The organism is Pseudomonas sp. FBCC-B1667 (assembly GCF_059133255.1).
In genome coordinates, this window is sequence record NZ_CP101437.1 from 3055477 (window position 1) to 3079898 (window position 24422).

The following is a 24422-nucleotide window of genomic DNA, read 5'->3' on the forward strand; positions in this document are numbered from 1 at the left end:
AAAACCCTGTAGCAGCCGGACGCAGCCTCGCGCTGCTCGTCAGCTGCTACAGAGGGTTACTTGGGGTATAGGGGAGGCAACCCGCTGTCACCCATCGGGTCCTGCACCCGCTCGGCAATCGGTATCGCCTTGATCGCCCGCCACAGTTCTTCGCCCTGCCAGTGCTGGCCGGTTTCGCTGTAGAGCGCGCCGTTCAAGCCGTCCAGCGCATCGGACAGCGGCACGAAACGGGCGGCCATGTCGGCCAGGGTTTCCGGTTGTTGCCGTGCCCAGGCGTCGAGTGCCTGGCGGGTGGCGTGGGAGTCGTTTGCCAGGCAGGCGCGTTTGAGGTCGTCGAGCACGGTGCGCGGGCTCGGGCCGGTCTGCGTCGCTCGCAGGATCGCCGGTTGCCAGCGCGCTCGCCACCAGAGGCCGAAGCCGAGCAGAGTGGTGCTGGCCAGGATCAGCGTGCTGAGCTTCCAGCGCCACAGGGTTTCGCTGTCCGCGACGGAACCGACCTGAGGCATCCCGGCCGGCGTATCGACTTGCATGCTCGGATTGTTCGCGACCTGCAGGGTGCGCGCCGGCAGGCTGCTGCGTTCCAGATGATCTTCGAAGGTGTTCCACCAGACCACGTCCACCGCCGGCAATTCGATGGCACCGCTGCGCGCAGGCACCAGGGCTTCACGGTCTTCGCGGCTGCCGATCAGGCCGCGTTCGCTGTTCTGATTGCCGAGTACCGGTTGATCCGGATAGCGCCGCAGGCCGTTGACGTCGGTGGCCGGCAGCGGCGGCAGTTGCGAGCTGGCCAGACCTTCGACCTTGAGGATCAGGCTGCGGGTCAGCGAGTCACCGACCTGGGCGTGGTCCGGTTCCGGGTTCCAGCTTTCGCTCAGGGTTACGCTGCGAGCCGGCAACCAAGGGAGGTCGGCAGGGTAGGTGATGGGTTTGGCCTTGACCGTCAGCAACATCGGCGTGGAGCTGACGCGCATCAGCTTGCCGGATTTCGGCACCTGGGCGGCGGTGTCCTGTGCTGGCTGGGTGTCGACCAGCGTGGCGCTGAAGATCTGCGCCGGAATCACCAGTTCGCCGCTGTGTTGCGGATAGATCGCGTAGCGCATTTCGATCACGCCATGGCGCAGACCGTTAATGACTTTTTCATAGGTGCGCGACTCGCCCAGCTGTTCGATGCGCGCATCGGGCACCTGCAACGGGGTCAGGCTGCTGTCGTCGTACAGCGACACCGAATGGTAGATGCGCAAGGTCAGGATCGCCTGGGCCTGCACGTATACACTGCTCTGGTCGAGGCTGGCGTCGATGAATACCGGGGCCAGCTTGGTCGCGGTGTCCTGGTTTTCGCTCTCGACCACTTGCAGCGTGATCGGCTGGCTCTGCGCCGTGCCCAGTTGCAACGGCGCAATGGTCACGCTGCCGTTTTCCTTGGGCAGCAAGGTAATGATCCAGCGCGTCGTCGCGCGGTTGTCGCCACTGAGGGTGTTCAACTGGTTGACCTGGCGGGTGCCGCGCACTTCGAACAGCGGCTCCAGCGGGCTCAGGTCCGGCTTGCCGAACTGGGTGACGTCGCTGGACTCAAGCGTCAGCTCGACCGTTTCACCAGAGTTCAGGCGACTGCGATCAACGCTGGCAACCAGCCCCTCTGCCTGGGCCTGAACGGCACCGCACAATAGGGCAAGCATGAAGAGGGTGAAGCGGGTCATCGAGTTTTTCCCTGATCCTGATGTTGTTGCTGTTCGTACCAGAATTTGCGCCGAAGCAATTCACCCGGATCATCCGGGATCTTGCGCAGCCATTGCTCCAATGCTTGAAGCTGTTCGCCTTCGATCGTGTCGCTGATCGGACGCGGTGGCGGCTTGGTGCTTTGCTCGTCGCCCAACTCGCTGCCCGGCACCTCATTGGCGCCCGGTTTCTCCGGCGCGGTGGCCTGTTGTTCGGCGTCCGGTGGGGTCTGTTGGACGTCGGTTTGCGGTTCACCTTCGCTCGTCGGTTGCGTGGTCGCACCGGGCTGCGACTCCTGCGCGGTGGACGGTGCGTTGTTGTCGTCGTCGGAGGTCTCGGGTTCAACCGGCGGCGGTGTGTTTTTCTGCTTGAGCAGGCTCTCCACCAACGCTTTGTTGGTCAGGGCCGGGCGTAAATCCGGTTGCAATTCCAGTGCCTGTTCGTACGCGTCCAGCGCAGCTTCCAGCTCGCCGCTTTTGGCCAGGGCATTGCCTCGATTGTAGTGGGCGTGGGCGTCACTGCCCTGGGCAAACCGCTGGGCGGCGCCACTGTAGTCGCCGGCTTCATACAGCGCCACGCCTTGCCATTGCGGGTCCTCGAAATACTGTGCAGCCTTGGCCGGATGGTCTTGCCTGAGCAAATGCAGGCCGCGTTGATCGGGGCGTAGCCACAAATCTTCGAAGTCGAAGGCATAACTCGGTTGCGGCAGCGCCAACAGCAACGGCAGGCAGAACAACCAGCCGCGCCGTCCTGCACACGCCGCCAGCAGCAACAGCGGCAGCATCAGCCAGTAACCCTGGTCGGCCCACGTGTCGAGCCGCAACACTTGCCCGTCATTGCGCAGCGCCCGCGGTCCGTCCAGCAGGCCCAGTGCGTGCAGGTCGGCGTCGTCCAGTTGCGCCTGGCGATAGCGACCGCCGAGGTCATGGGCAAAGGCTTTGAGGCTTGAGTTGTCCAGGCGCGGCACCAGAATCGCGCCCTCACTGTCCTTGAGGAAGCTCCCGTCCTCCTGAGCCACCGGCGCACCTTCGGCGGTGCCGATGCCCAGCATCAAGAATTCGGTTGAATGACCGTCCAGCGCCTTTTGGATGCCTTCGCGTTCCTGTTCGGTCAGGGTCGAACCGATCAGCAGGATCCGGCCATCGCCCAAGGCTCCTTGACTCAGTAGGGCCAAGGCCTTGCTCACCGCGAGATCGGCGCGATGGCCGGCCTCGGGCATCAGCGACGGTTTCAGCGCATCGAGCAGGTTGCGGCTGGTCGACAGGTCATCCGACAGCGGTACCAGCGTGTGGGCGCTGCCGGCGTAGACGATGATGGCTGTCTGGGCGTCGCTGCGCACCTCAAGCAGGTCGAGCAGCTTGCGTCGCGCCTGCTCCAGCCGGTTCGGCGCGACGTCGGTGGCGAGCATTTCCGGGGTCAGCTCAAGCACCACCACCAGCGGGTCGGCGGGTTTCTGACTGTTTTGTTCGACCCGTTGCCAACTCGGTCCCAATAGCGCGAGAACGGTCAGCACCCAAGCCAGGCCGAGGACGACCCACGGCAGCTTGCTGTCGCGGCCATTGCCGCCACTGAGCAGTGCGGCGTGAAAGGCCGCTGGCAGAATCATCTGCCAGCGGCCGGCGCGTTTTTGTCGGTGCCAGAGTTGCCACAGCAGCCAGCCGAGCACCGGCCACATCAACAGCCACCAAGGACGGAACCAGAAAGGCCAGAGCACGCTCATCGGCGTCTCCGCACGCGCAGGCGTTTGAGGCGCTGGCGCCAGTCAGGCAGGGGCGATTGCAAGAACAGGTCCTTGGTAAACAGGCGTTGCAACAGGTTATCCGGCCAGCGTTCGCGCACCACCAACAGCATACTCAGCAGAAGGGCCATCGCCAGCGGCCAGTGATATAACGCCTGGGCCGGGCGGGCCTGGGTCGGTTGTTGCGTGACGGGTTCAAGTTTGTCGAGGGTGTCTTTGATGATCTGTAATTCGTTGCCGTCATGGGCGCGGAAGTACTGACCGCCGGTGGCTTCGGCGATGGCTTTCAGGGCCGGCTCATCGAGGTCCAGGCTCGGGTTCACGCCCAGGAAAGCCAGCGTGCCGCTTTCTTCCGGGTTGGCACCAATGCCGATGGGGTAGATTTTCACGCCTTCGTTGGCCGCCAGTCGAGCCGCCGTCAATGGGTCGATTTCGCCGCCGTTGTTGGCGCCGTCGGTCACCAGGATCAACACGCGGCTCTGTGCCGGGCGCAGGCGCAGGCGTTTAAGGGCCAGGCCGATGGCATCGCCGATGGCAGTGTTCTTGCCGGCGATGCCAATCCGCGCTTCGTCGAGCCAAACGCGCACGGTGTGCCGGTCAAAGGTCAGCGGCGCTTGCAGATAGGCCTGGCTGCCGAACAGGATCAGGCCAACCCGATCACCCTCGCGGCTTTCGAGGAAATCACCGAGCAAATGCTGCACCAGACTCAAGCGGCTGACGTCCTCGCCCTGCCACTGCATATCGGGAAAATCCATCGAACCGGACACGTCCACCGCCACCAGCAAGTCGCGGCCACTGGCCGCAATCGGCAGCGGTTCACCCAACCATTGCGGGCGTGCGGCGGCGATCAGCAGCAACAGCCAGAGCAGGATGAACGGTGCCTGCTGACGCCAGGCCGGCAGGTTCGCCCGGGCGCGGCGGCGGGCCAGGCCTTCGAGGTCATTGAGGAAGCTGACTTTGAGGGCCGGCTCGCCGCTGTCGGCCACTGGCAGCAACACGCGCATTAGCCACGGCAAGGGCAGCAAGGCAAAGATCCACGGCCAGGCGAACTCAAACATGTTTGCGAATCCAGGTGTCGACGGCTTGGGTCAGGCCGGCGATGGCCTTGTCGTCGAGTTTGCATTCGGGTTTGTAGGCGCCTTCCACCAGCACCATCCAGCGCGTCAGGCCGGCAGCCGGGCAGCGGTTGTCGAGAAATGCCAGCCATTTGCGCCCGTTGAGGGTGTGGCTCTGGCTGTAGGGGTAGTGGTTGCGGCACAGGCGTTTGAGCAACCCATTGAGCTGTTGCAGCCAGGCGCCTGCCGGTGCGCCATCGTAAGGCTTGGGCATTTGCGCCAGTTCGGCCAACGCGGCGAGACGTACCGGGTCCAGCGGTTGTTCAGCCCGCACGATGGGACGTTTGCGTACGACCAAGTGGCGCATCCGCCACAGGCCAAAGCCGATCAGCGGCAGCAATAACAGCAGCAGCCACCAGCCCGGCGCGGGCGGCCAGAATTCGATGGGTGGCGGGGTAATCAGCGGCTGCAATTGATCGAGGCTGCTCATCGACCTTTCCCCGGTTTCTGTGGGTTCAGAAACTCGCGCAGTTGTTCGACCATTTCGCTCTGAGTGCTCAACGGCATCAGCAACACGCGCAGCTTCTGGGCGAGTAGTTCCCAGCGGGCGATGCGCGCTTCGGCCTGCGCGCGATAAGTCTGGCGCAGGTCGAAATTGAGGGTGTCGAGTTCCAGTTGCGCACCGCGTTCGGCGAAACGCAGCAAACCGGCGGCGGGCAGGGCGTGATCCAGCGGATCAGAAAGGGGCAGTAACAACAGGTCGCAATGGCGCGACAGCAGGCTCAACTGTTGTTCAGAACCTTCGGTCAAGGCGCGCTCGTCGCAGATCACGATCACCAGGCTGCCGGGGCGTAACACTTCCCGCGCCCGACGCAGGGCGAGGTTGAGGGTATCTCGGTTCTGCTCGGTTTCGGTGTGCAGCGATTGATTGACCCGCACCAGTCGGTTGAGCAATTGCAGCAGGCTTTGTTTGCTGCGCCGCGGCTTGATTTCGTAATGCTCGTTGTCGCCGAACACTAATCCGCCGACCCGGTCGTTATGGCCCAGCGCGGCCCAGCCGATCAGGCTGGCGGCCTGGGCGGCGAGCACCGATTTGAACATCAGGCCCGAGCCGAAGAACAACCGGCAACTTTGCTCGACCATGATGAAAATCGGCCGCTCGCGTTCTTCATGGAACAGTTTGGTGTGAGGTTCCTGGGTGCGCGCGGTCACGCGCCAGTCGATGGTGCGCACATCGTCGCCAGCCTGATACACCCGCACCTGGTCGAAATCCACACCGCGCCCGCGAAATTTCGAGTGGTGCAGGCCGATCAGCGGGCTGCGCTGGCTCGGCGTGGAAAACAACTGCACTTCCCGCACGCGATGGCGCATGTCAATCAGCTCGGCGAGGCTGACACGGATGCCCGGTTCGGGCGGCAGTAGGGCGTTCATCGGGGTCAAGCGACGGCTACGACGTCGAGAATTCGCTGGACCACCCGGTCCTGGTCGATGCCGGCCGCCTCGGCTTCAAAGGACAGAATGATGCGATGGCGCAGCACGTCGAACAGTACGGCCTGGATGTCTTCCGGGCTGACGAAGTCGCGGCCGGCCAGCCAGGCGTGAGCGCGGGCGCAGCGGTCGAGGGCAATAGAACCGCGAGGGCTGGCGCCGTAGGCAATCCAGTCGGCCATTTCCGGGTCGAACTTGCCCGGGTTGCGCGTGGCCATTACCAGTTGCACCAGGTACTCCTCCACAGCGTCTGCCATGTACAGACCGAGGATTTCCTTGCGCGCGGCGAAGATTGCCTGCTGGCTGACCCGGCGTTCCGGCTTGGTTTCGCCGTTCAGGGCTTCACCACGGGCTTGCTGGAGGATCTTGCGTTCAACTGCGGCGTCCGGAAAACCGATTTTGACGTGCATCAGGAAGCGGTCGAGCTGGGCTTCGGGCAGCGGATAGGTGCCTTCCTGCTCGATCGGGTTTTGCGTGGCCATCACCAGAAACAGAGGCGACAGCTCATAGGTGCTGCGTCCGACGCTGACCTGGCGCTCGGCCATGGCTTCAAGCAGGGCCGACTGAACCTTGGCCGGGGCGCGGTTGATTTCGTCCGCCAGCACCAGGTTGTGGAAGATCGGGCCTTGCTGGAACACGAAACTGCCGGTTTCCGGGCGATAGATCTCGGTGCCGGTGATGTCGGCGGGCAACAGGTCGGGGGTGAACTGGATGCGATGGAACTGCGCTTCGATGCCTTCGGCGAGCTCTTTGATGGCCTTGGTCTTGGCCAGGCCCGGGGCGCCTTCGACCAGCATGTGGCCGTCGGCAAGCAAAGCGATGAGCAAGCGCTCGATGAGTTTTTCCTGGCCGAGAATCTGCGTTGAAAGAAAGGTTCGCAGCGCAAGCAGCGCTTCACGATGTTCCATCGATGACTGTTCCTGGAGAAGGTGGCCGAAGACGTTTGAATAACGCTTGGGCTGGGGGCGTTACTTTAATCCATCGCGGGGGGCGGCGACTAACGGCATTTTGTGCAAAGAAAGGGAAATGGTTGTTGAAATTGTTTCAAGTTTGCCTCGGTTCGAGGGTGGTGCCTTTCTTTTTGGGCCTCTTCGCGAGCAGGCAGAGGCCGTGATAGTCAGAGCTGGCTTAGATAGGTCCCGGTCCCCTCGAGAATATTTTTCAGCGTTTCTTCCACTTCCACCAGGTCCGCCGCATCAGTGTTGTGAATGATCTCCAGCGAATCATCACCATTCAGAGCGTCCGCATCCGCCGCGGCGATTTCGATCAGCAGGCGGGTAGGGCTGAGGGTGACTTTCACGCCGTCCAGGGTCGAAGGCTCGCCGTCGAGGGTGATTTCCAGTTCGTCTTCGTCCGGGTAGCGGGTCATCAGGAACATGTCGCCCGCGTTGCTGTGGCAGCAGAGCATGGCCATGTTGTCTTCCTCGTCATCGCAAGGGTTCACAATCAAGAGGGCGGTGGTCATATGCATGGGAAATTCCTGGTTCGAAGAGCGTGGTGAAGACGCACAAAGCGCAATTCTGCCAGCCCGGCGGAATTTCTGCTCGGCTGAGTGTCAGAGGAGGGGCGTGGACACGTGGAGTGTTGCTGGTCATTTCTGGTACGCAGGTACCGGAAAGCCGGGATAAAACGCCCGTTTTTGCCCACGGCTGCTAGTGTTGTTCGAGGCGTGTGCCGCCAGTTGCGTACCGATGACCGAATATGTCGCAGCACCGCAAGCACGGGCCTCGCCGCACTCGTTAAGCTGCGCAACGGATGAGCACCTGTAAAGACATTGCGTTGTACGCAGCCCAGTCGTTTTTGCAGATGCCCATTATTGGAAGGTGAATGTGACCTGAGTGTCTCGTCCAGCTTCACCCACCTGTCCCCTGTTTCCTCTGCCCGAGAATCAGGAGCAGGGTGACGGATCGCCCCGAAAGGGGTTTTGCACGCGACGCTTCCATCAATAACAAGCCCAAGCGGAGTACCACAGATGGCGTTCTTCACCGCAGCCAGCAAAGCCGACTTCCAGCACCAACTGCAAGCGGCACTGGCACAGCACATCAGTGAACAGGCACTGCCACAAGTGGCGCTGTTCGCTGAACAATTCTTCGGCATCATTTCCCTGGACGAGCTGACCCAGCGTCGGTTATCCGACCTCGCCGGCTGCACCCTTTCTGCGTGGCGCCTGCTTGAGCGCTTCGATCATGCGCAACCGCAGGTTCGCGTCTACAACCCTGATTACGAACGCCACGGCTGGCAGTCGACCCACACCGCGGTCGAAGTGCTGCACCACGACCTGCCATTCCTGGTGGACTCGGTGCGTACCGAGCTGAACCGTCGCGGTTACAGCATTCATACCCTGCAAACCACTGTGCTGAGCGTGCGTCGCGGCAGCAAGGGCGAGTTGCTGGAAATCCTGCCGAAAGGCACCCAGGGCGAAGGCATTCTTCAAGAATCGCTGATGTACCTGGAAATCGACCGTTGCGCCAACACCGCCGAGCTCAATGTCCTGAGCAAAGAGCTGGAGCAGGTGCTCGGTGAAGTCCGCGTTGCCGTCGCCGATTTCGAACCGATGAAAGCCAAGGTCCAGGAAATCCTCACCGGTCTGGACAACAGCCAGTACGCGGTCGACCCTGAAGAAAAAGGCGAAATCAAAAGCTTCCTGGAATGGCTGGTGGGCAACCACTTCACGTTCCTCGGCTACGAAGAGTTCGTGGTACGCGATGAAGCCGACGGCGGCCACATCGTCTACGACCAGGATTCCTTCCTCGGCCTGACCAAACTGCTGCGTACCGGCCTGACCTACGATGACTTGCGCATCGAAGACTACGCCGTGAATTACCTGCGTGAACCGACCCTGCTGTCGTTCGCCAAAGCTGCGCACCCAAGCCGTGTCCACCGTCCGGCTTATCCGGATTACGTGTCGATCCGTGAAATCGATGCCGACGGCAACGTGATCAAGGAATGCCGTTTCATGGGCCTGTACACCTCTTCGGTGTATGGCGAGAGCGTGCGGGTCATTCCGTACATCCGTCGCAAGGTCGAAGAAATCGAACGCCGTTCCGGCTTCCAGGCCAAGGCTCACCTGGGCAAGGAACTGGCGCAGGTGGTGGAAGTGCTGCCGCGCGATGACCTGTTCCAGACCCCGGTCGACGAACTGTTCAACACCGTGATGTCGATCGTGCAGATCCAGGAACGCAACAAGATTCGCGTGTTCCTGCGCAAAGACCCATACGGCCGTTTCTGCTACTGCCTGGCCTACGTGCCACGCGACATCTACTCCACCGAAGTGCGCCAGAAGATCCAGCAAGTGCTGATGGATCGCCTGAAAGCCTCGGATTGCGAATTCTGGACGTTCTTCTCCGAATCCGTGCTGGCTCGCGTGCAACTGATCCTTCGCGTCGATCCGAAGAACCGCCTCGACATCGACCCGGTTCTGCTGGAAAAAGAAGTCGTGCAAGCCTGCCGCAGCTGGCAGGACGACTACGCCAGCCTGGTGGTTGAAAGCTTCGGCGAAGCCCATGGCACCAACGTGCTGGCCGACTTCCCGAAAGGCTTCCCGGCCGGTTACCGCGAGCGTTTCGCAGCCCATTCGGCTGTGGTCGACATGCAACACCTGCTGAGCCTGAACGAAAAAAATCCACTGGTGATGAGCTTCTATCAGCCACTGGGTCAGGTATCCGGGCAGCGCGAACTGCACTGCAAGCTGTATCACGCCGATACACCGCTGGCGCTGTCCGACGTGTTGCCGATCCTGGAAAACCTCGGCCTGCGCGTACTGGGTGAATTCCCGTATCGCCTGCGCCACACCAATGGCCGCGAGTTCTGGATTCACGATTTCGCGTTCACCGCTGCCGAAGGTCTGGAACTCGACATCCAGCAACTCAACGACACGCTGCAGGACGCGTTCGTCCACATCGTGCGTGGCGATGCCGAGAACGATGCATTCAACCGCCTGGTGCTGACCGCCGGCCTGCCGTGGCGCGATGTGGCGCTGCTGCGTGCTTACGCTCGCTACATGAAGCAGATCCGTCTGGGCTTCGACCTGGGCTATATCGCCAGCACCCTGAACAACCACACCGACATCGCTCGCGAGTTGACCCGGTTGTTCAAGACCCGTTTCTACCTGGCACGCAAGCTGTCGGGCGACGATCTGGAAGACAAGCAGCAACGCCTGGAACACGCAATCATCGCCGCGCTGGACGAAGTCCAGGTGCTGAACGAAGACCGCATCCTGCGTCGCTACCTGGACCTGATCAAGGCCACCCTGCGCACCAACTTCTATCAGACTGATGCCAACGGCAAGAACAAGTCGTATTTCAGCTTCAAGTTCAACCCGCATTTGATTCCAGAGCTGCCAAAGCCGGTACCGAAGTTCGAAATCTTCGTTTACTCGCCTCGCGTCGAAGGCGTACACCTGCGCTTCGGCAACGTCGCTCGTGGCGGTCTGCGCTGGTCCGACCGTGAAGAAGACTACCGAACCGAAGTCCTGGGCCTGGTAAAAGCCCAGCAAGTGAAGAACTCGGTCATCGTGCCAGTCGGCGCGAAGGGCGGGTTCCTGCCGCGTCGCCTGCCACTGGGCGGCAGCCGTGACGAGATCGCAGCCGAGGGCATCGCCTGCTACCGCATCTTCATTTCGGGCCTGTTGGACATCACCGACAACCTGAAAGACGGCGCGCTGGTGCCGCCGGCCAACGTCGTGCGTCATGACGACGATGACCCGTACCTGGTGGTTGCAGCGGACAAGGGCACTGCGACCTTCTCCGACATCGCCAACGGCATCGCCATCGACTACGGTTTCTGGCTGGGTGACGCGTTCGCTTCCGGCGGTTCCGCCGGTTACGACCACAAGAAAATGGGCATCACCGCCAAGGGCGCGTGGGTGGGCGTTCAACGTCACTTCCGCGAACGCGGCATCAATGTCCAGAAAGACAGCATCACCGTAGTCGGTGTCGGCGACATGGCCGGCGACGTATTCGGTAACGGCCTGTTGATGTCCGAGACGCTGCAACTGGTGGCCGCGTTCAACCACCTGCACATCTTTATCGATCCGAACCCGGAGCCGGCCAACAGCTTCGCCGAGCGTCAACGTCTGTTCGACCTGCCGCGTTCGGCCTGGTCGGATTACGACACCAGCATCATGTCCGAAGGCGGCGGGATCTTCTCCCGTAGCGCAAAAAGCATCGCGATTTCCCCGCAGATGAAAGAGCGCTTCGACATTAAGGCCGACAAACTGACCCCGACCGAACTGCTCAATGCCTTGCTCAAGGCACCGGTAGACCTGTTGTGGAACGGCGGTATCGGTACCTACGTCAAAGCCAGCAGCGAAAGCCATGCCGATGTCGGCGACAAGGCCAACGATGCACTGCGCGTGAACGGCAACGAACTGCGCTGCAAAGTGGTGGGCGAGGGCGGTAACCTCGGGATGACCCAACTGGGTCGTGTCGAATTCGGTCTCAATGGCGGCGGTTCCAACACCGACTTCATCGACAACGCCGGTGGCGTGGATTGCTCCGACCACGAAGTCAACATCAAGATCCTGCTGAACGAAGTGGTTCAAGCGGGCGACATGACCGACAAGCAACGTAACCAGTTGCTGGCGAGCATGACCGACGAAGTCGGCAGCCTGGTGCTGGGCAACAACTACAAGCAGACTCAGGCATTGTCCCTGGCTGCCCGTCGTGCCTTGCCGCGTATCGCTGAATACAAACGTCTGATGAACGATCTGGAAGGCCGCGGCAAGCTGGATCGCGCCATCGAGTTCCTGCCGAACGAAGAAGCGATCAACGAGCGCGTTGCAGAGGGCCATGGCCTGACCCGTGCCGAGCTGTCGGTGCTGATCTCGTACAGCAAGATCGACCTCAAGGAAGCGCTGCTCAACTCCCTGGTGCCGGACGACGATTACCTGACCCGCGACATGGAAACTGCTTTCCCGCCATCGCTGGTGAGCAAGTTCTCTGAAGCCATGCGTCGTCACCGTCTGAAGCGCGAGATCGTCAGCACCCAGATCGCCAACGACCTGGTCAACCACATGGGCATCACCTTCGTTCAACGACTCAAAGAGTCGACCGGCATGAGCCCGGCGAACGTGGCGGGCGCTTACGTGATTGTGCGTGACATTTTCCATCTCCCGCACTGGTTCCGTCAGATCGAAGCCCTGGACTACCAGGTGTCCGCTGACGTGCAGCTGGAGCTGATGGACGAGTTGATGCGTCTGGGCCGCCGCGCTACGCGTTGGTTCCTGCGCAGCCGCCGCAACGAGCAGAATGCCGCTCGTGACGTCGCGCACTTCGGTCCACATCTGGCAGCGCTGGGCCTCAAGCTCGACGAACTGCTGGAAGGCCCGACCCGCGAAGGCTGGCAGACCCGTTATCAGGCCTACGTCGCCGCTGGCGTACCTGAGTTGCTGGCGCGCATGGTTGCAGGCACTACTCACCTGTACACCTTGCTGCCCATCATCGAAGCGTCGGACGTGACCGGCCAGAACGCAGCAGACGTCGCGAAGGCTTACTTCGCCGTCGGCAGCGCGCTGGACATCACCTGGTACCTGCAACAGATCAGCGCGCTGCCGGTTGAAAACAACTGGCAAGCCCTGGCCCGTGAAGCGTTCCGTGATGACGTCGACTGGCAGCAACGTGCGATCACCATCTCTGTCCTGCAACAGGGCGATGGCACTCAGGACGTGGAAACACGCCTGGCGCTGTGGATGGAAGCGCACGAAGGCATGATCGAACGCTGGCGCGCGATGCTGGTGGAAATCCGTGCGGCAAGCGGCACGGACTACGCCATGTACGCGGTGGCCAACCGTGAGTTGCTGGACCTGGCATTGAGCGGGCAAGCGGTGGTGACCACCTCTTCAGCCGTCAGCGAAGAGCTGGAGCCGGCGGCCTGATCAGGCGCTGAATGAAAAAACCGTCTCGAAAGAGGCGGTTTTTTTTGGTCTGGATTTTTAGTGGTGCCTGTTAAGTCCCCGTCGCGAGCAGGCTCACTCGTACAGTTAGAATGCGTTGCAATGTGGGAGCGAGCTTGCTCGCGATGGGGCCACCAGCCTCAATACAACTTCCGAACTGTTTTAATTTCCAGCATCGACACTTTATCTGTCGGGCTGGTCAATAAATTGCTGAGTGACTGGTCAAACTTTTGCAGCGCCCTAACTTGCACATTCTGTTGCTCGTTAATATCCGCAACGATCTCCGGGCTCGGTTTAAAGTCCGCCCAAAGCGGGCTCAGTGTTTTCGCATCATGCCCCTGTGCGGTGCCAATATAATTGAGATTAGCGTCATAGAAGTCTGCACTGACATCCGCTGCTAAATCCGAACTGCGCGAAGTCATCAATTGGCTACGGCTGTCGACAATCGCGACCACGTCCGGCTTTGCCGCCTTGAGGCGTTGCAGGTCCGGGTATACCGTTACCGAACCGAACTGGCGCTGCAACGAGGCCTTGACCCAATCCACCGCCAGGTCGGGTTTTGAGGTGGCCACGTAGGCGTCATAAATCGACCGCACCAGCAAACTCTGACCGAATCCAGTGCCAGCATTGGCCTGATAGTCCTGGAGGTAGGCGCGATTGGTCTGGGTGTTATGGCTGTAAACGATGCCTAACGAGACGTTATGGCCATTCGGAACGGTCGTGGTGTTGCTGCGGCCGACAGGGGCAGTGAAGATGCCGTCCAGCGACGAGACCGCACTCGGGGCGGTAGGGATCGAGCAGCCGGTTAAAACAACCGTCATCGTCAAGGTACTGACAAGTGCAAGTTTCATGGCGTTACTCCAGTGAAACAATCTGAGTCGGAAAGTTTGAATGCCGGTAGTGTCCGGCGGTGATTCCAGACTAAACCTGTCTTCACTGAATTAAATAACCGATGGCGGTGCTTGTTGGCGATTAATAGTTTTATTTGGTTTAACTGGTGTCGGTTAATGACGCTGAGAAATAAAAAGGCCCGACATTGAAGATTGGGCCTGTTTATTTATAGCTGTACGTGCAGCCATCAGTTTTTCAAGGGGATCAACACTTTCTCATCGGGCGACAACACCATGAACACGAGCAGTTTGGCAGGCTGGGTGGCGCTGGCGTTTTTCGAGACCAGATGTTCCGATCCCGCAGGTTCGTACCAATATTGGCCGGCCTTGTAGGTGTTTGCTTTTTCACCCTTTACCTGGGAAGTGATCGAGCCGGAAATGACGTACGCCATGGCCGTGCCTTCATGTTTATGGGCAATCGATGATTGACCAGGCTTGTAGTCGACTTCGATCATCATGGCTTTTTTGCCGGGGACGTTTTGCAGTATTTCGTCCTGCAACACCGTGACCTTTTCTGAAGGGCCTTCGTGGGCAAGCGCGGTGACTGAAGCGGTCAACGCAAGGACAGCGAGTGAGCCAGCAAGGAAACGCAAAGCTTTCATGGTTTATTACCTGCGGTGGTTATCGTCAGGAGCAACGATAGTCCGCAGGGTGGGCCAATCAAACAGCCAATATTCGGGAAGGTGAGGGGACCAATCCAGCCCGCCAAAGGTGTGCTTGCCTTGTAGCCGCTGACGAGCAGCGGCTATAAAGTCAGCGGATCGGGAAGCTGTTGAAATCCACGGCATTGGCCAGCTGATTATCAATCAGCCCGATGAAGCCCTGGACTTCCGGGCAGTTGAAATGCGAGTGCATCGCCGCTTCCGATTGCCAGCGTGCGCTGACGGTCCAGCGGTTGGTGTCCTCGGGGCAGCGGTCGACCATATAGGAGTCGCAGCCCGGTAGTTCGCGCAGGGTTTCGACAATCTTTTGCAGTTGCTTGCCCAGTTCATCCGAGCGGCCTGCCGCAGCCTGCACCTGTACGGTATTGATCACTTCGTTGGACATTGCTCACACTCCTGAATCAGGCCGGACGAATCCTGCTCATTGAGGGATAACGCTTATGCAGGATAGGCCTGCAGTGCCGGACCGCCAATAGCCAATCGCCCGGTAAAGCCGCAGACCAATCCGTCAGGCCACCTGCTGCAAAATGTCGCGCAGACGGTCCAGGGCAGTGTCGATGTCCAGGGTGTCAATGGCGCCAAAACCCAGCAAAAGTCCGTCCTGCGGCGCTTGCTGGAAGTAAAAGGCCTCGATGGAATAGAGCCCGACTTCGACCTTTTTCGCCAATTCAATTACCAATCCAAGATCGATAGATACTTTGCACATCACCACCATGTGGAACCCGGCCGTGGTGGGCACGGGCTCGAACCACGGCGACAGGTCGCCCGCCATGCGCGCCAGGATGCGTTCGCGACGCCCGGCATAAATCGTATGGCAGCGTCGGATATGCTTGAGCAGGCAACCTTCGGCGATGAATTTTGCCAGTGCCCACTGCGGCATCGTCGACGTGTGCAGGTCGGTGAGTTGCTTGGCGCGGATCACCGCTTCGAGTATCGCCGGCGGCAAAATCGCATAGCCAAGCCGCAACTCCGGCAGCAAGGTTTTCGAGAAGGTCCCCACATACGCGACGATCCCGCGCTCATCCATGCTTTGCAGCGAATCGGCAGGGCGGCCCTCGTAGCGAAATTCGCTGTCGTAATCGTCCTCGATGATGATCGCGCCCAGTTCATAAGCTCGCTCCAGCAAGGCCACCCGGCGTTCCTGGCTCATAGGCAGGCCTAGAGGGAACTGATGGGACGGTGTGACGTAGATCAGCCGCGTGCCGAGGGGGATTTTGTCGACCTGAATGCCTTCGGCGTCCACCGGCACACCGACCACCGTGGCACCGTGCGAGCCAAACAACAGGCGGGCCGGCGGGTAACCGGGGTCCTCCATGGCGACGATGCTGCCGGGACGCGTGATCACCCGGGAAATCAGGTCCAGCGCCTGTTGCGCGCCGTTGCACACCACCACGTCTTCGTCCTGGCAATTGACCCCGCGCGAGAACGCGATGTGGCGGGCGATGGCATTGCGCAGCGCCGGCAGGCCCTCGGGCAGGCTATAGAAGCCCTTGGAACCGGCAATTTGTCGCAAGGCATGGGAGGTGCAGCGACGCCAGTCATCCTGCGGGAACTGGCCCTTACTGGTGGCGCCGCCAATGAAGTCATAGCGCAACGAGCCTTCCAGCGTCGGGTGACGCAGAAACACTGGCAGCTGGCGCCACGATTCGATGACCTCATAACTCGCCAGCTCGGAATGGCTCTGTTTGCGGACGATTTTCGAGGGCCGGGCATTCACGTAGGTGCCTTTGCCAATCACCCCGGTGAGGTAGTTTTCGTAAGTCAGTTGCGCGTACGTGTCGGAAATGGTCTTGCGCGAAATCCCCAGCTGTTCGGCCAGCAAGCGGCTGGGCGGCAGTTGGGTCCCGGCGGCGAGGCGCCCGGATTCGATGGCGCTGCGCAACTGGTTGTACAACTGGCCCATCAGGTCCTTGCGGCCGTTGATGACAACATGAAGTTCCATACCGGCGGGCTCCTGCAGCGGTTGAGGCGCGTGTGCGTCGCGCCAGATTACCCGCATGCGCGGCCGTGCAGAAGTTGCGCAGGTGAAAAACCCGGGATTGGCCTGGTGCCGAGTGGTCCATGGTTATTTCGCTGAATTGGCACTGTCCCGCCGCTGCCTCGACGACTACCGTGATCTACACATCATCGCCTCACGAGGTCGCCCCATGAGTTCCCGCCTGGATTACTACAGCGCGTCGCCCAAAGCGATGAAAGCGATGATTGCCATGGAAGCCTTGACCAGCAACCTCAGTATCGAATCGGCCTTGTTGCACCTGATCAAGATCCGCGCCTCGCAGCTCAACGGCTGCGCCTTTTGCACCGACATGCATTCGGTGGACGCACGGCGTCTGGGCGAGACTGATCGGCGCTTGTATTCGATTGTCGTGTGGCGCGACAGCGGCTTTTTCAACCCTCGGGAACGGGCGGCGCTGGCCTGGACCGAAGCCGTGACGCTGCTCTCCGAAAGCCACGTGCCGGATGATGTATTCGCACTGGCGAGGGCGCAATTCAGCGAAGCGGAACTGGTCGATTTGACGATTGCCGTGACCACCATCAACAGCTGGAATCGCCTGGCGGTGAGTTTTCGGCAAACCCCCGGCGGCTGAATCAATTTTCCGCGCCCGGTGTCACATCAGGTTCATAAACGCTGCGCAGGATGAGGTTTCCAAGGATAGATCGACAGGGAGTCACCGATGTCATTGATGGAATCCACCTGCGCGGCCGGCATCGACCCGGTGCTGGCGCAGTCCTTCCGGGTCAGCGCCCGTTGCGGGTGCTTTATGCAGGCCGCTCGCAGCCTGAATATCAAGTCCACGCAGTTGCGCAAGCACTTGGCGCAGCTTGAGTCGCAATTGCAATGTTCGCTGTTTAATCACCAGGACAATGGCCTGGCCCTGAGTCGTGAGGGGTTGGCGCTTCAGGCGCAATTGATTGCGTTGGCCCATGGGCGCGACGCGCCGGTGATCGAACAACCGCTGATTCGCCTGGCGGTGCCGGAGTCGATCCTGCATGACATCCTCGGACGTGACCTGGTCGCCTTGTTACGCCGTAACGCCAGCGTGCGCCTGGACATCATTACCCTCGACAGTGAACTGAGCCTGCAAGCGATCAGTGCTGATGTGGTGCTGTGGCTGGCCGGCGCTGAGTCGCCGCTGCCAGGGCCGAGTTTTGCGGTCAGCGAGCCACAGCGGCTGGCGCGTCTGGAGTACCTGCCGCACATCGCTAAACGCTATTCACGGGTCGCGGCGCGGCCGGACAGCCTCGATGACCTATCCGACTTCATGCTCGTGCAGTGGCAGCATGACCGTCAGGTCGAGAGTTTCCGGCCATGGAACAGCGTGGTTGATCAGCGTCTGGCCGGTGTGGTGCAGCTGCATTCTTATGAGCTGATGCTGGAGATGATCCGGTGCAGCGCCTGCATCGGGCTGTTGCCGCGCTACATCAGCCAGTTTGACCGGGGGCTGATTGCACTGCCTGAACTGTTCGATCAGCCGATGCAGCGTCAGGTGTGGATGGCGGTGAATGCCGACACCCAAGGTCAGGCCGACGTGCAGATGATCGTTGAGTTGATCCACAACACCTTCACCGAGCGCCGGGAGTGGTTCGAGGGTTAACCACGATCAAACGGTGTGAGCAAGCCTGCTCGCTCACAGGGGTTCTTCTCACCTTCGGGTTCTCGCCATGCCTGAAGCATGCGTTGTAGAGTAAGCGGCCATGTCTGCATCAAGGATGAATCACCCATGCCCGCCATCGAACCGGTCATTACCCTCGAACGTTTCAGCGAAGCCCACATCGACGGCGTCACCGCGCTTTACAACGACCCGGCCATTACCCGTCAGGTCCTGCAAATGCCGTTTCAATCCACCGAGATCTGGCGCCAGCGCCTGGCCTCGGATAATGAGCGCCTGGTGAAACTGGTCGCGCTGCATCAGGGCACGGTCATCGGTAACATCGGCCTGGAGCAGTTTTCGCGAATCCGCCGCAGCCATGCCGGCAGCATCGGCATGGGTGTCGCGGTGGCATGGCAAGGTAAGGGCGTGGGTTCGACGCTGTTGGCGGCGGTGCTGGACATCGCCGACAACTGGATGAACCTGCAACGGGTCGAGCTTTCGGTGTACGCCGACAATGAGGCGGCCATCGGCCTGTATCGAAAGTTCGGATTCGAGACCGAAGGCTTGTTCCGCGACTACGCCGTGCGCGACGGCCGACTGGTCGACACGTTAAGCATGGCGCGCCTGCGCCGCACGCTTGACGCCGACTGACCTACTCGCCCAAAGCGAACGCCACCGCCGCCTGCGCGTGCAGTTCGGTGGTGTCGAGCAAGGGCAGGGCGCTGTGCTCGGGTTTGATCAGCATGCCTATTTCCGTGCAGCCCAGAATGATCGCTTGGGCGCCACGCTGGGTCAGCGATTCGATCACTTGCTGATAAACCTTGCGCGACGTCTCGCTGATCACGCCGACGCACAACTCGTCGTAGATAATCCGGTGGACAGCGTTGCGTTCCTCTGTCTCTGGCACCAGTACCGTCAGACCCATCGCGCTCAGGCGATCCTTGAGAAAGTCCTGTTCCATGGTAAACGCGGTTCCGAGCAACCCGACCTTCAGTGCACCGGCGCTGACCGCTGCCTGACCGGTCGGGTCGGCGATATGCAGGAACGGAACCGTGATTGCGGCCTGAATCTGACCGGCCACCTTGTGCATGGTGTTGGTACACAGCACCACGCATTCGGCACCGCCGGCTTCGAGCCGCCGTGCCGCATCCACCAGAATCGCCGCCGCATCGTCCCAGCGCCCGGCATGCTGGGCCTGTTCGACAGGCCCGAAGTCGACGCTGTACATTAGCAACTGCGCCGAACGCAACGGCCCGAGCCGGTCGCGAACCTGCTGGTTGATGAGGCGATAGTATTCGGCGCTGGACTCCCAGCTCATGCCGCCGATAAGGCCGATGGTGCGCATGCGGTGCTCCCTGTGAAATGGCTAACCTTGCGAGAGTATCCCGTGGATCTTGACGGTCATCTATCAGGAAATTTCACATGCCCGGCGTGCTGAGCCAGCGCGTGCTGGGCGGTAGGGTTTGCCTGCAACTGTTGTCCCGTGCGGCCTACAGTGTTCGCGATCCGGCGCAGTCGTTGACCCTGGGAGTGACACTGGAGCGCCAGCGAGGCGTTCACGCCATTGACTCAGACCGGCGGGTGGATTTCGATACCTTGCCCGGTGTACTGGCGTTCACGCCGTTGGGTGTCGAGGTGTTTTCCGAATCGGCGAGCGGTGGCGAATACCTGTTGATGCGCCTTGATGAGCCATTCGCCAGCCCGTTTCTGCCTGCGGTCAGCCAGCGTGTTCAGTCAGCCGGTGATCGACAGGCGCTGACGTTGGCGCGCGAGATTCGTCGTCTGTTGCTCAGCCCTCAACCTGATCTGATGGCGCTTGAACAAGCCGCCCTGGGCCTGATTGGCCAAGCGCCGGTGAAGACTCAATCAAGACTGGATGCCAAGGCATTCGCCCCGGTGCTTGATCAGATCGCCGAGCAGTTCCATGAGCCGCTGACGCTGGACCAGTTGGCCGCCACCTACGGTCACAACGAGTTGCGGTTTTTGCGCGATTTCATCCGCGCCATCGGCCTGACACCGCATGCGTATCTCGTCGAGGTGCGCTTGCAAGCCGCCCGACGGATGATCGAAGACACCAACCTGCCGCTGGCCAGCATTGCCCTGGACGCCGGCTTCGCCCATCAATCGCACATGGGTAGCATTTTCCGCAAACACCTGGCCATGACCCCTAGCCAATACCGCTCGCGCTTTTAGTCGTACGTCAGCGGCTTGCATCTGCCATGCTCAATGTCCGCAGCACCGCTCCAACCAAAGGAACACCGCAATGGACGACGTACAACAACTGGGCGAAATGCTTCGCCACTACGCAGAAAGCGAAGCGCACAAAAAGCAGACGTTCGAATCGCAGTCGGCGCTTTGGGCGACGCGAATCGGTGAACTGTTCGATCAGATCCAGCACTGGCTGGAGCCGGTCCAGGCGCCGCATCTGCTGGAGGTGAGCCGCGAGGCGTATGTGGCTTCGGGGCCGAGCGTGCCGATGGAGACGTCGCCGTTCAGGGCCGAGAAACTGTCCATTGTCATTGCCGGCAAACCGGTGGAGATCGTGCCGGACGTGATGGGCGCTGGCGGTCAGATTTCCCTGGCGGTGATGGGGCTGACGGCCGCGCGCTATGGCAGCGTTTCGCTGGTGTGCCTGCCGCCGTCAACGAGCTGGCAGTGGCGCAAGACCAATGGCTTGAAAGACCCGGACACGTTTGCGTTTGACGCAAATTTTCTGGCCCAGCAGTTGCAGAGCCTGATTCCGCGTGATCGCGGCCAGGTTCTCCCGGACTGATCCAAACCCCTTGTAGGCGTGAACCTGCTCGCGCCTATATCTGAATCGGTAACGCGCAGCGCCACCCCCTCACAAACACCGTCAACCCCCTCAAGGGCAACGACCGCATCGACCTCAAGTTCAAGCACATCACCACCAGCATGGAAATGTCCAACACGTTCACGCCGATCCCGGAAATGGCGTTGAAGAGTGGTTCATCCTGGTCATCCCACGACCCATGTACCAGCTGTCGCGCCTGCGAGGCCGCATCCGGTTCGACAGCTGCTACGGGGCGTAGGGTACTGAGGGTTATTTCAGTGCTGGATCACCCATGTTCATTTTCTTCCAGCCCTGCAACAGCACCTGGGCTTTCGGTTCCTGTCCGTTCCCCAGGTAGTACTGAATCAATGTCAGCCGTGCATTGCGGTTGGCCGGCTGAACGTTGAGCAAGCGTTCCAGTACCTCGCAAGCCTCTTCAACCTTGCCGCTGTCATGCAACGCCACGGCCAGCACGTAGCCGTATTGGGCGTTCTGCGGTTCCAGTTGCGCAGCGTTGCGCAGTGCTGACATGGCCTGATCCGATTTGCCTGCGCGCACCAGTGACAAGCCCTGGGTGTGCTGCAACAAAGCGGCGTCCGGGTGATCTTTTAGCCCTTGCGCCAGCAGCGCCTGCGCCTCCTGGCCGCGGCCATTGGCTTCCAGCCATTGCATCAGCGTCACCAGTGCCGGGTAGAAATCCGGATCGCGCTTGAGCGCCGTGCGCAGGTACGGTTCGACCTCGTCGTTACGGCCGCTGGCCTGGTAGAGCATTGCCAGGTTGAGGTTGGCTTCGGCGCGTTCCAGCAGGCTTTTCTGTGCCGCTTCATACTCGGCAATTGCCGCATTCCAGTTCGTCTGGGCAGTGACCAAACCACTGCGGGCGGCAACCAGCAGGTCCCGGGCTGCGGCAATGCGCACAGCCATCACCGGGTCTGTCAGCAACGGCGTCAACAGCGACGCCCGCTCAGGTGGCGGGAGGAACGCGCTGATTGTGCGAATGGCGCTTTCACGCACTTGGGGTGCCGGGTTGCTCAAGTCCTGGGTGGCCAGTTTCAACGCCTGTTCACTCGGATACAACGGCAGTTCGGCCAGCAGGGTGGCCCGCTGAATCGCCGGCAAGTTGCTGCGTTGCAATTGCTCATACAAGGCTTGCGCCGCGCCGGGTTGACCGTTGCGGATCAGCCACAGGCTTTCGTCATAACGCGGGGCCTGTGCGGTGGGGGCGCTGTTCCACAGTTTGAATTGCTCGGTGACCTTGTCGCCGTCCTTGCCTTGGTGACAGGTGAGGCAGGCGTCTGGTGTGCCGAGTTTTTTTGCTCGTTCCGGGTTGGGAATACTGAAGCTGTGGTCATGCCGGAAGTCATTGCCCATGTAGAACTTCCCGGGCATATGGCAATCCATGCACTGCGAGCCTGGCTGGCCCATGGTGTGGCGGGTGTGCTCGATGGAATCGTAGTTTTTCGCTTGCAGGCCCTTGCCGTCGACACCTTCCACCGGCGTCTTGCCCGCGGTGTTGTGGCATTGCAGGCAAACGCCGTTGCCCGCCGCTTTGAGTTCGGTGCTGTGCGGGTTGTGGCAGTTGCTGCAGCGCACGCCTTTGTCGAACATTTTGCTTTGGGCAAACGAGCCGTGTTCAAACACCTCGTCTTTGATCTTGCCGTCCAGCGCATACAACTCGCGGGTCAGGGGGCTCGGCAGGTAGTCATCCATCAGGCGTTTACCGGCGGTGTAGCCATCGCTCAGCGGTGCGCGGCGCGAGTGGCAGCGGGCGCAGGTTTCGATCTCGACCGTGGCGTTCTTGTCCTTGAGATCGACAGCAAAACCGGCGTGAATCACATCACCTTTTTTCGCCGTCCATTCCAGGTGATTGGAGGCTGGGCCGTGGCACGCCTGGCAGCCAACGCCGAGGCTGTTCCAGTGACTGTCGAAGGTGTTTTTCGCGGCATTGAAATTACGTTTGTAGCCGGTGGTATGGCACTCGACGCACATGAAGTTGGCGTTCTGGCTCGGTTTGCTCCAGTGCAACGGATTCTTGAAGTTCACGCCCTGGCCCGGATAGAGGTGGAACCAGCGGTTTTTCTCGGTATCCCAGGCCACGCCCAAGGGTTGCAAGCGGCCTTCGCCGACTTCGATTAGGTATTGCTGCAATGGCGCGATGCCAAAGGTATAGGCCACCTTGAAGTCAGCGTTTTTGCCATCGATACCTGGCGTGTTGACCCAGAAGCCGTCGTCCTTGCGCGAGAAAACGGTGGTTTCGTTTTCCGCTTTGAAGGTCACGTTGTTGAAGTCGCCCAGCATCGTCTCGGCAGTGGCCTCCTGCATTGCCAATTGATGATGGGAGCCTTTCCAGTCCTTGACCTGCTCACTGTGGCAGCCCTGGCATTGTTGCTCGTCGACCATCTTCGCTGGCGCCAACGCGACCGGTTGCGGCTTGGCGGGTTGTGCGACAGGGGCAGGGACCTGAACGGGTTTCAGCGGTGCCGGTGTGCTGCTGAACAGAAACCAGCCGATGGCGATGACCGCCAACAGCAATGCGCCGATGGTCACTGGAAAGAGGTAGCGATTAATCAGGTTCAGCGGCGAGTCAGGGTTGGGGTTTGTTGCTTTGTTTTTATGCTTCGGCATTGCGACTTCCGTAGTCCAGGTGCGTTTGCCTTGAGGCGCGCGATCAAGCTGTGTGCAGCTTTGCTGTATGCCGGGCGTCTGTCAAATGACGGTTGTGAACAGGTAGGCGGCGTTAGATGAATTTTGTTATTTTTTTTAGGTTTTAATCGCGAAATATCTATATCTGTTGCTGGCTTTGCACTAGGGTGGGCGCCCTTCAAAACAGGAGTTCAAGCATGAAGCTTGCGTTATTGATCAGCACGCTCTGCATCGCCACCGCCTCTGTGACAGGGTGTGCAAGCAAGGTCGTCGAACCGGAGCAGTATTCCGGCTTCCTCAAGGATTACAGCCAGCTCCAAGAAGCCAAGTCGCCGTCCGGCGCGACAGTGATGCGCTGGGTCGATCCTGCGCTGGATATCACCACGTTCACCAGTGTTTATGTCGAACCGACCCAACTCTACCCGGCCCCCCAGCCTACGGTGAAAATCCCCCAGGCCACGCTGAGCGGGATCACCGGTTATTACGATCAGGCACTGAAGCGTGAACTGGGCAAGTCGCTGCCATTGGCCGCCGGCCCTGGCCCGGGTGTGATGGTGGTGCGTGCCGCCATTACTGCGGTCAGCAGCAAGACCGAAGGTTTGAAGCCTTACGAAGTGATCCCGATTGCGCTGGTTGCCGCAGCCGTGAGCACCGCCAGCGGTATTCGTGATCAGCAAACCGATCTGGCCACCGAAGCGGCGTTTATCGATGGCAGCACCCACAAAGTCATCGCTCAGGTCGTGCGCAAGGGCACTGGCAAGCCGCTGGAAAACGATGCGCAGGTGATGAAGGCGGATGACGTCAAAGGCGTGATGGATGGCTGGGCGTCGGATTTGAATCAGTCGTATTTGAAGCTCAAATCCAAGTGATGTGCTGAGGCGGGTGGCCTCACCGTCGGGAGGCCGTCCTGGCAGGCTCGCCCCCATGCTGGATCTGTGTACACCACACATCCAT

20 protein-coding genes are annotated in these 24422 nt (G+C 60.5%); 7 read left to right on the forward strand and 13 right to left on the reverse strand.

Going from position 1 to position 24422, the window contains the following annotated elements; genetic code table 11:
• Nucleotides 1–56: 56 nt before the first annotated feature.
• The 7 genes from NL116_RS13910 to NL116_RS13940 form a co-directional block, all read right to left on the reverse strand.
• On the reverse strand, nt 57–1697 hold the full coding sequence (locus tag NL116_RS13910; RefSeq protein WP_494377662.1) for a BatD family protein: 1641 nt from the start codon (nt 1695–1697) through the stop codon (nt 57–59).
• Nucleotides 1694–3436 carry a tetratricopeptide repeat protein gene (locus tag NL116_RS13915; protein ID WP_494377663.1) on the reverse strand — a complete coding sequence of 581 codons (1743 nt, stop codon included), beginning with the start codon at nt 3434–3436 and terminating at the stop codon, nt 1694–1696. The genes NL116_RS13910 and NL116_RS13915 overlap by 4 nt, the downstream gene beginning before the upstream one ends.
• On the reverse strand, nt 3433–4512 hold the full coding sequence (locus tag NL116_RS13920; RefSeq protein ID WP_494377664.1) for a vWA domain-containing protein: 1080 nt from the start codon (nt 4510–4512) through the stop codon (nt 3433–3435). Before NL116_RS13920 ends, NL116_RS13915 begins: the two co-directional genes overlap by 4 nt.
• Nucleotides 4505–4999 carry a DUF4381 domain-containing protein gene (locus tag NL116_RS13925; protein ID WP_123436198.1) on the reverse strand — a complete coding sequence of 165 codons (495 nt, stop codon included), beginning with the start codon at nt 4997–4999 and terminating at the stop codon, nt 4505–4507. Before NL116_RS13925 ends, NL116_RS13920 begins: the two co-directional genes overlap by 8 nt.
• Nucleotides 4996–5940 (reverse strand): DUF58 domain-containing protein, encoded by a 945-nt coding sequence (locus tag NL116_RS13930; protein WP_494377665.1) that lies wholly within the window; start codon nt 5938–5940, stop codon nt 4996–4998. Before NL116_RS13930 ends, NL116_RS13925 begins: the two co-directional genes overlap by 4 nt.
• 5 nt (nt 5941–5945) lie before the next feature.
• Nucleotides 5946–6905 (reverse strand): AAA family ATPase, encoded by a 960-nt coding sequence (locus tag NL116_RS13935; RefSeq protein ID WP_027923426.1) that lies wholly within the window; start codon nt 6903–6905, stop codon nt 5946–5948.
• A 209-nt stretch (nt 6906–7114) separates the two neighbouring features.
• Nucleotides 7115–7468 (reverse strand): hypothetical protein, encoded by a 354-nt coding sequence (locus tag NL116_RS13940; RefSeq protein ID WP_494377666.1) that lies wholly within the window; start codon nt 7466–7468, stop codon nt 7115–7117.
• 501 nt (nt 7469–7969) lie between these two features.
• On the opposite strand from NL116_RS13940, the gene NL116_RS13945 reads away from it, so the two are divergent.
• Nucleotides 7970–12871: an NAD-glutamate dehydrogenase gene (locus NL116_RS13945; protein WP_494377667.1), complete on the forward strand. Its 4902-nt coding sequence runs from the start codon at nt 7970–7972 to the stop codon at nt 12869–12871.
• Nucleotides 12872–13029: 158 nt separating this feature from the next.
• Here NL116_RS13945 and NL116_RS13950 read toward each other — a convergent pair whose 3' ends face one another.
• The 4 genes from NL116_RS13950 to pdxR form a co-directional block, all read right to left on the reverse strand.
• Entirely contained in the window at nt 13030–13740 is a 711-nt protein-coding gene (locus tag NL116_RS13950) for an ATPase (protein ID WP_494377668.1), read from the reverse strand.
• A 227-nt stretch (nt 13741–13967) separates the two neighbouring features.
• Entirely contained in the window at nt 13968–14381 is a 414-nt protein-coding gene (locus tag NL116_RS13955) for a cupin domain-containing protein (RefSeq protein WP_494377669.1), read from the reverse strand.
• 151 nt (nt 14382–14532) lie between these two features.
• Entirely contained in the window at nt 14533–14826 is a 294-nt protein-coding gene (locus NL116_RS13960) for an antibiotic biosynthesis monooxygenase family protein (RefSeq protein WP_123436204.1), read from the reverse strand.
• A 123-nt stretch (nt 14827–14949) separates the two neighbouring features.
• Nucleotides 14950–16383 carry a MocR-like pyridoxine biosynthesis transcription factor PdxR gene (pdxR, locus tag NL116_RS13965; RefSeq protein WP_494377670.1) on the reverse strand — a complete coding sequence of 478 codons (1434 nt, stop codon included), beginning with the start codon at nt 16381–16383 and terminating at the stop codon, nt 14950–14952.
• 205 nt (nt 16384–16588) lie between these two features.
• On the opposite strand from pdxR, the gene NL116_RS13970 reads away from it, so the two are divergent.
• The 3 genes from NL116_RS13970 to NL116_RS13980 all read left to right on the forward strand — a co-directional run bounded on the left by NL116_RS13970 (nt 16589) and on the right by NL116_RS13980 (nt 18685).
• The gene (locus NL116_RS13970; protein WP_494378061.1) at nt 16589–17029 is read left to right on the forward strand and encodes a carboxymuconolactone decarboxylase family protein; all 441 of its coding nucleotides are present in this window, start codon (nt 16589–16591) and stop codon (nt 17027–17029) included.
• A gap of 87 nt (nt 17030–17116) precedes the next feature.
• Complete coding sequence (locus NL116_RS13975; RefSeq protein WP_494377671.1) at nt 17117–18037, forward strand: LysR substrate-binding domain-containing protein; 921 nt, start codon at nt 17117–17119, stop codon at nt 18035–18037.
• Between the two features lie 126 nt (nt 18038–18163).
• Nucleotides 18164–18685 carry a GNAT family N-acetyltransferase gene (locus NL116_RS13980; protein ID WP_494377672.1) on the forward strand — a complete coding sequence of 174 codons (522 nt, stop codon included), beginning with the start codon at nt 18164–18166 and terminating at the stop codon, nt 18683–18685.
• Nucleotide 18686: 1 nt separating this feature from the next.
• Here the strand turns inward: NL116_RS13980 and NL116_RS13985 are convergent, their stop codons facing one another.
• Nucleotides 18687–19379 carry an aspartate/glutamate racemase family protein gene (locus NL116_RS13985; protein WP_494377673.1) on the reverse strand — a complete coding sequence of 231 codons (693 nt, stop codon included), beginning with the start codon at nt 19377–19379 and terminating at the stop codon, nt 18687–18689.
• Nucleotides 19380–19456: 77 nt separating this feature from the next.
• Here NL116_RS13985 and NL116_RS13990 point away from each other — a divergent pair, with 77 nt between their 5' ends.
• Both NL116_RS13990 and NL116_RS13995 read left to right on the forward strand, forming a co-directional pair.
• On the forward strand, nt 19457–20227 hold the full coding sequence (locus tag NL116_RS13990; protein WP_494377674.1) for a helix-turn-helix domain-containing protein: 771 nt from the start codon (nt 19457–19459) through the stop codon (nt 20225–20227).
• Nucleotides 20228–20297: 70 nt separating this feature from the next.
• The gene (locus NL116_RS13995; RefSeq protein WP_494377675.1) at nt 20298–20807 is read left to right on the forward strand and encodes a hypothetical protein; all 510 of its coding nucleotides are present in this window, start codon (nt 20298–20300) and stop codon (nt 20805–20807) included.
• 288 nt (nt 20808–21095) lie between these two features.
• Here the strand turns inward: NL116_RS13995 and NL116_RS14000 are convergent, their stop codons facing one another.
• The gene (locus tag NL116_RS14000) at nt 21096–23450 is read right to left on the reverse strand and encodes a tetratricopeptide repeat protein (RefSeq protein WP_494377676.1); all 2355 of its coding nucleotides are present in this window, start codon (nt 23448–23450) and stop codon (nt 21096–21098) included.
• 215 nt (nt 23451–23665) lie between these two features.
• Between NL116_RS14000 and NL116_RS14005 the strand changes: the two genes are divergently transcribed.
• Complete coding sequence (locus tag NL116_RS14005) at nt 23666–24337, forward strand: DUF3313 domain-containing protein (protein WP_494377677.1); 672 nt, start codon at nt 23666–23668, stop codon at nt 24335–24337.
• Nucleotides 24338–24422: the final 85 nt, after the last annotated feature.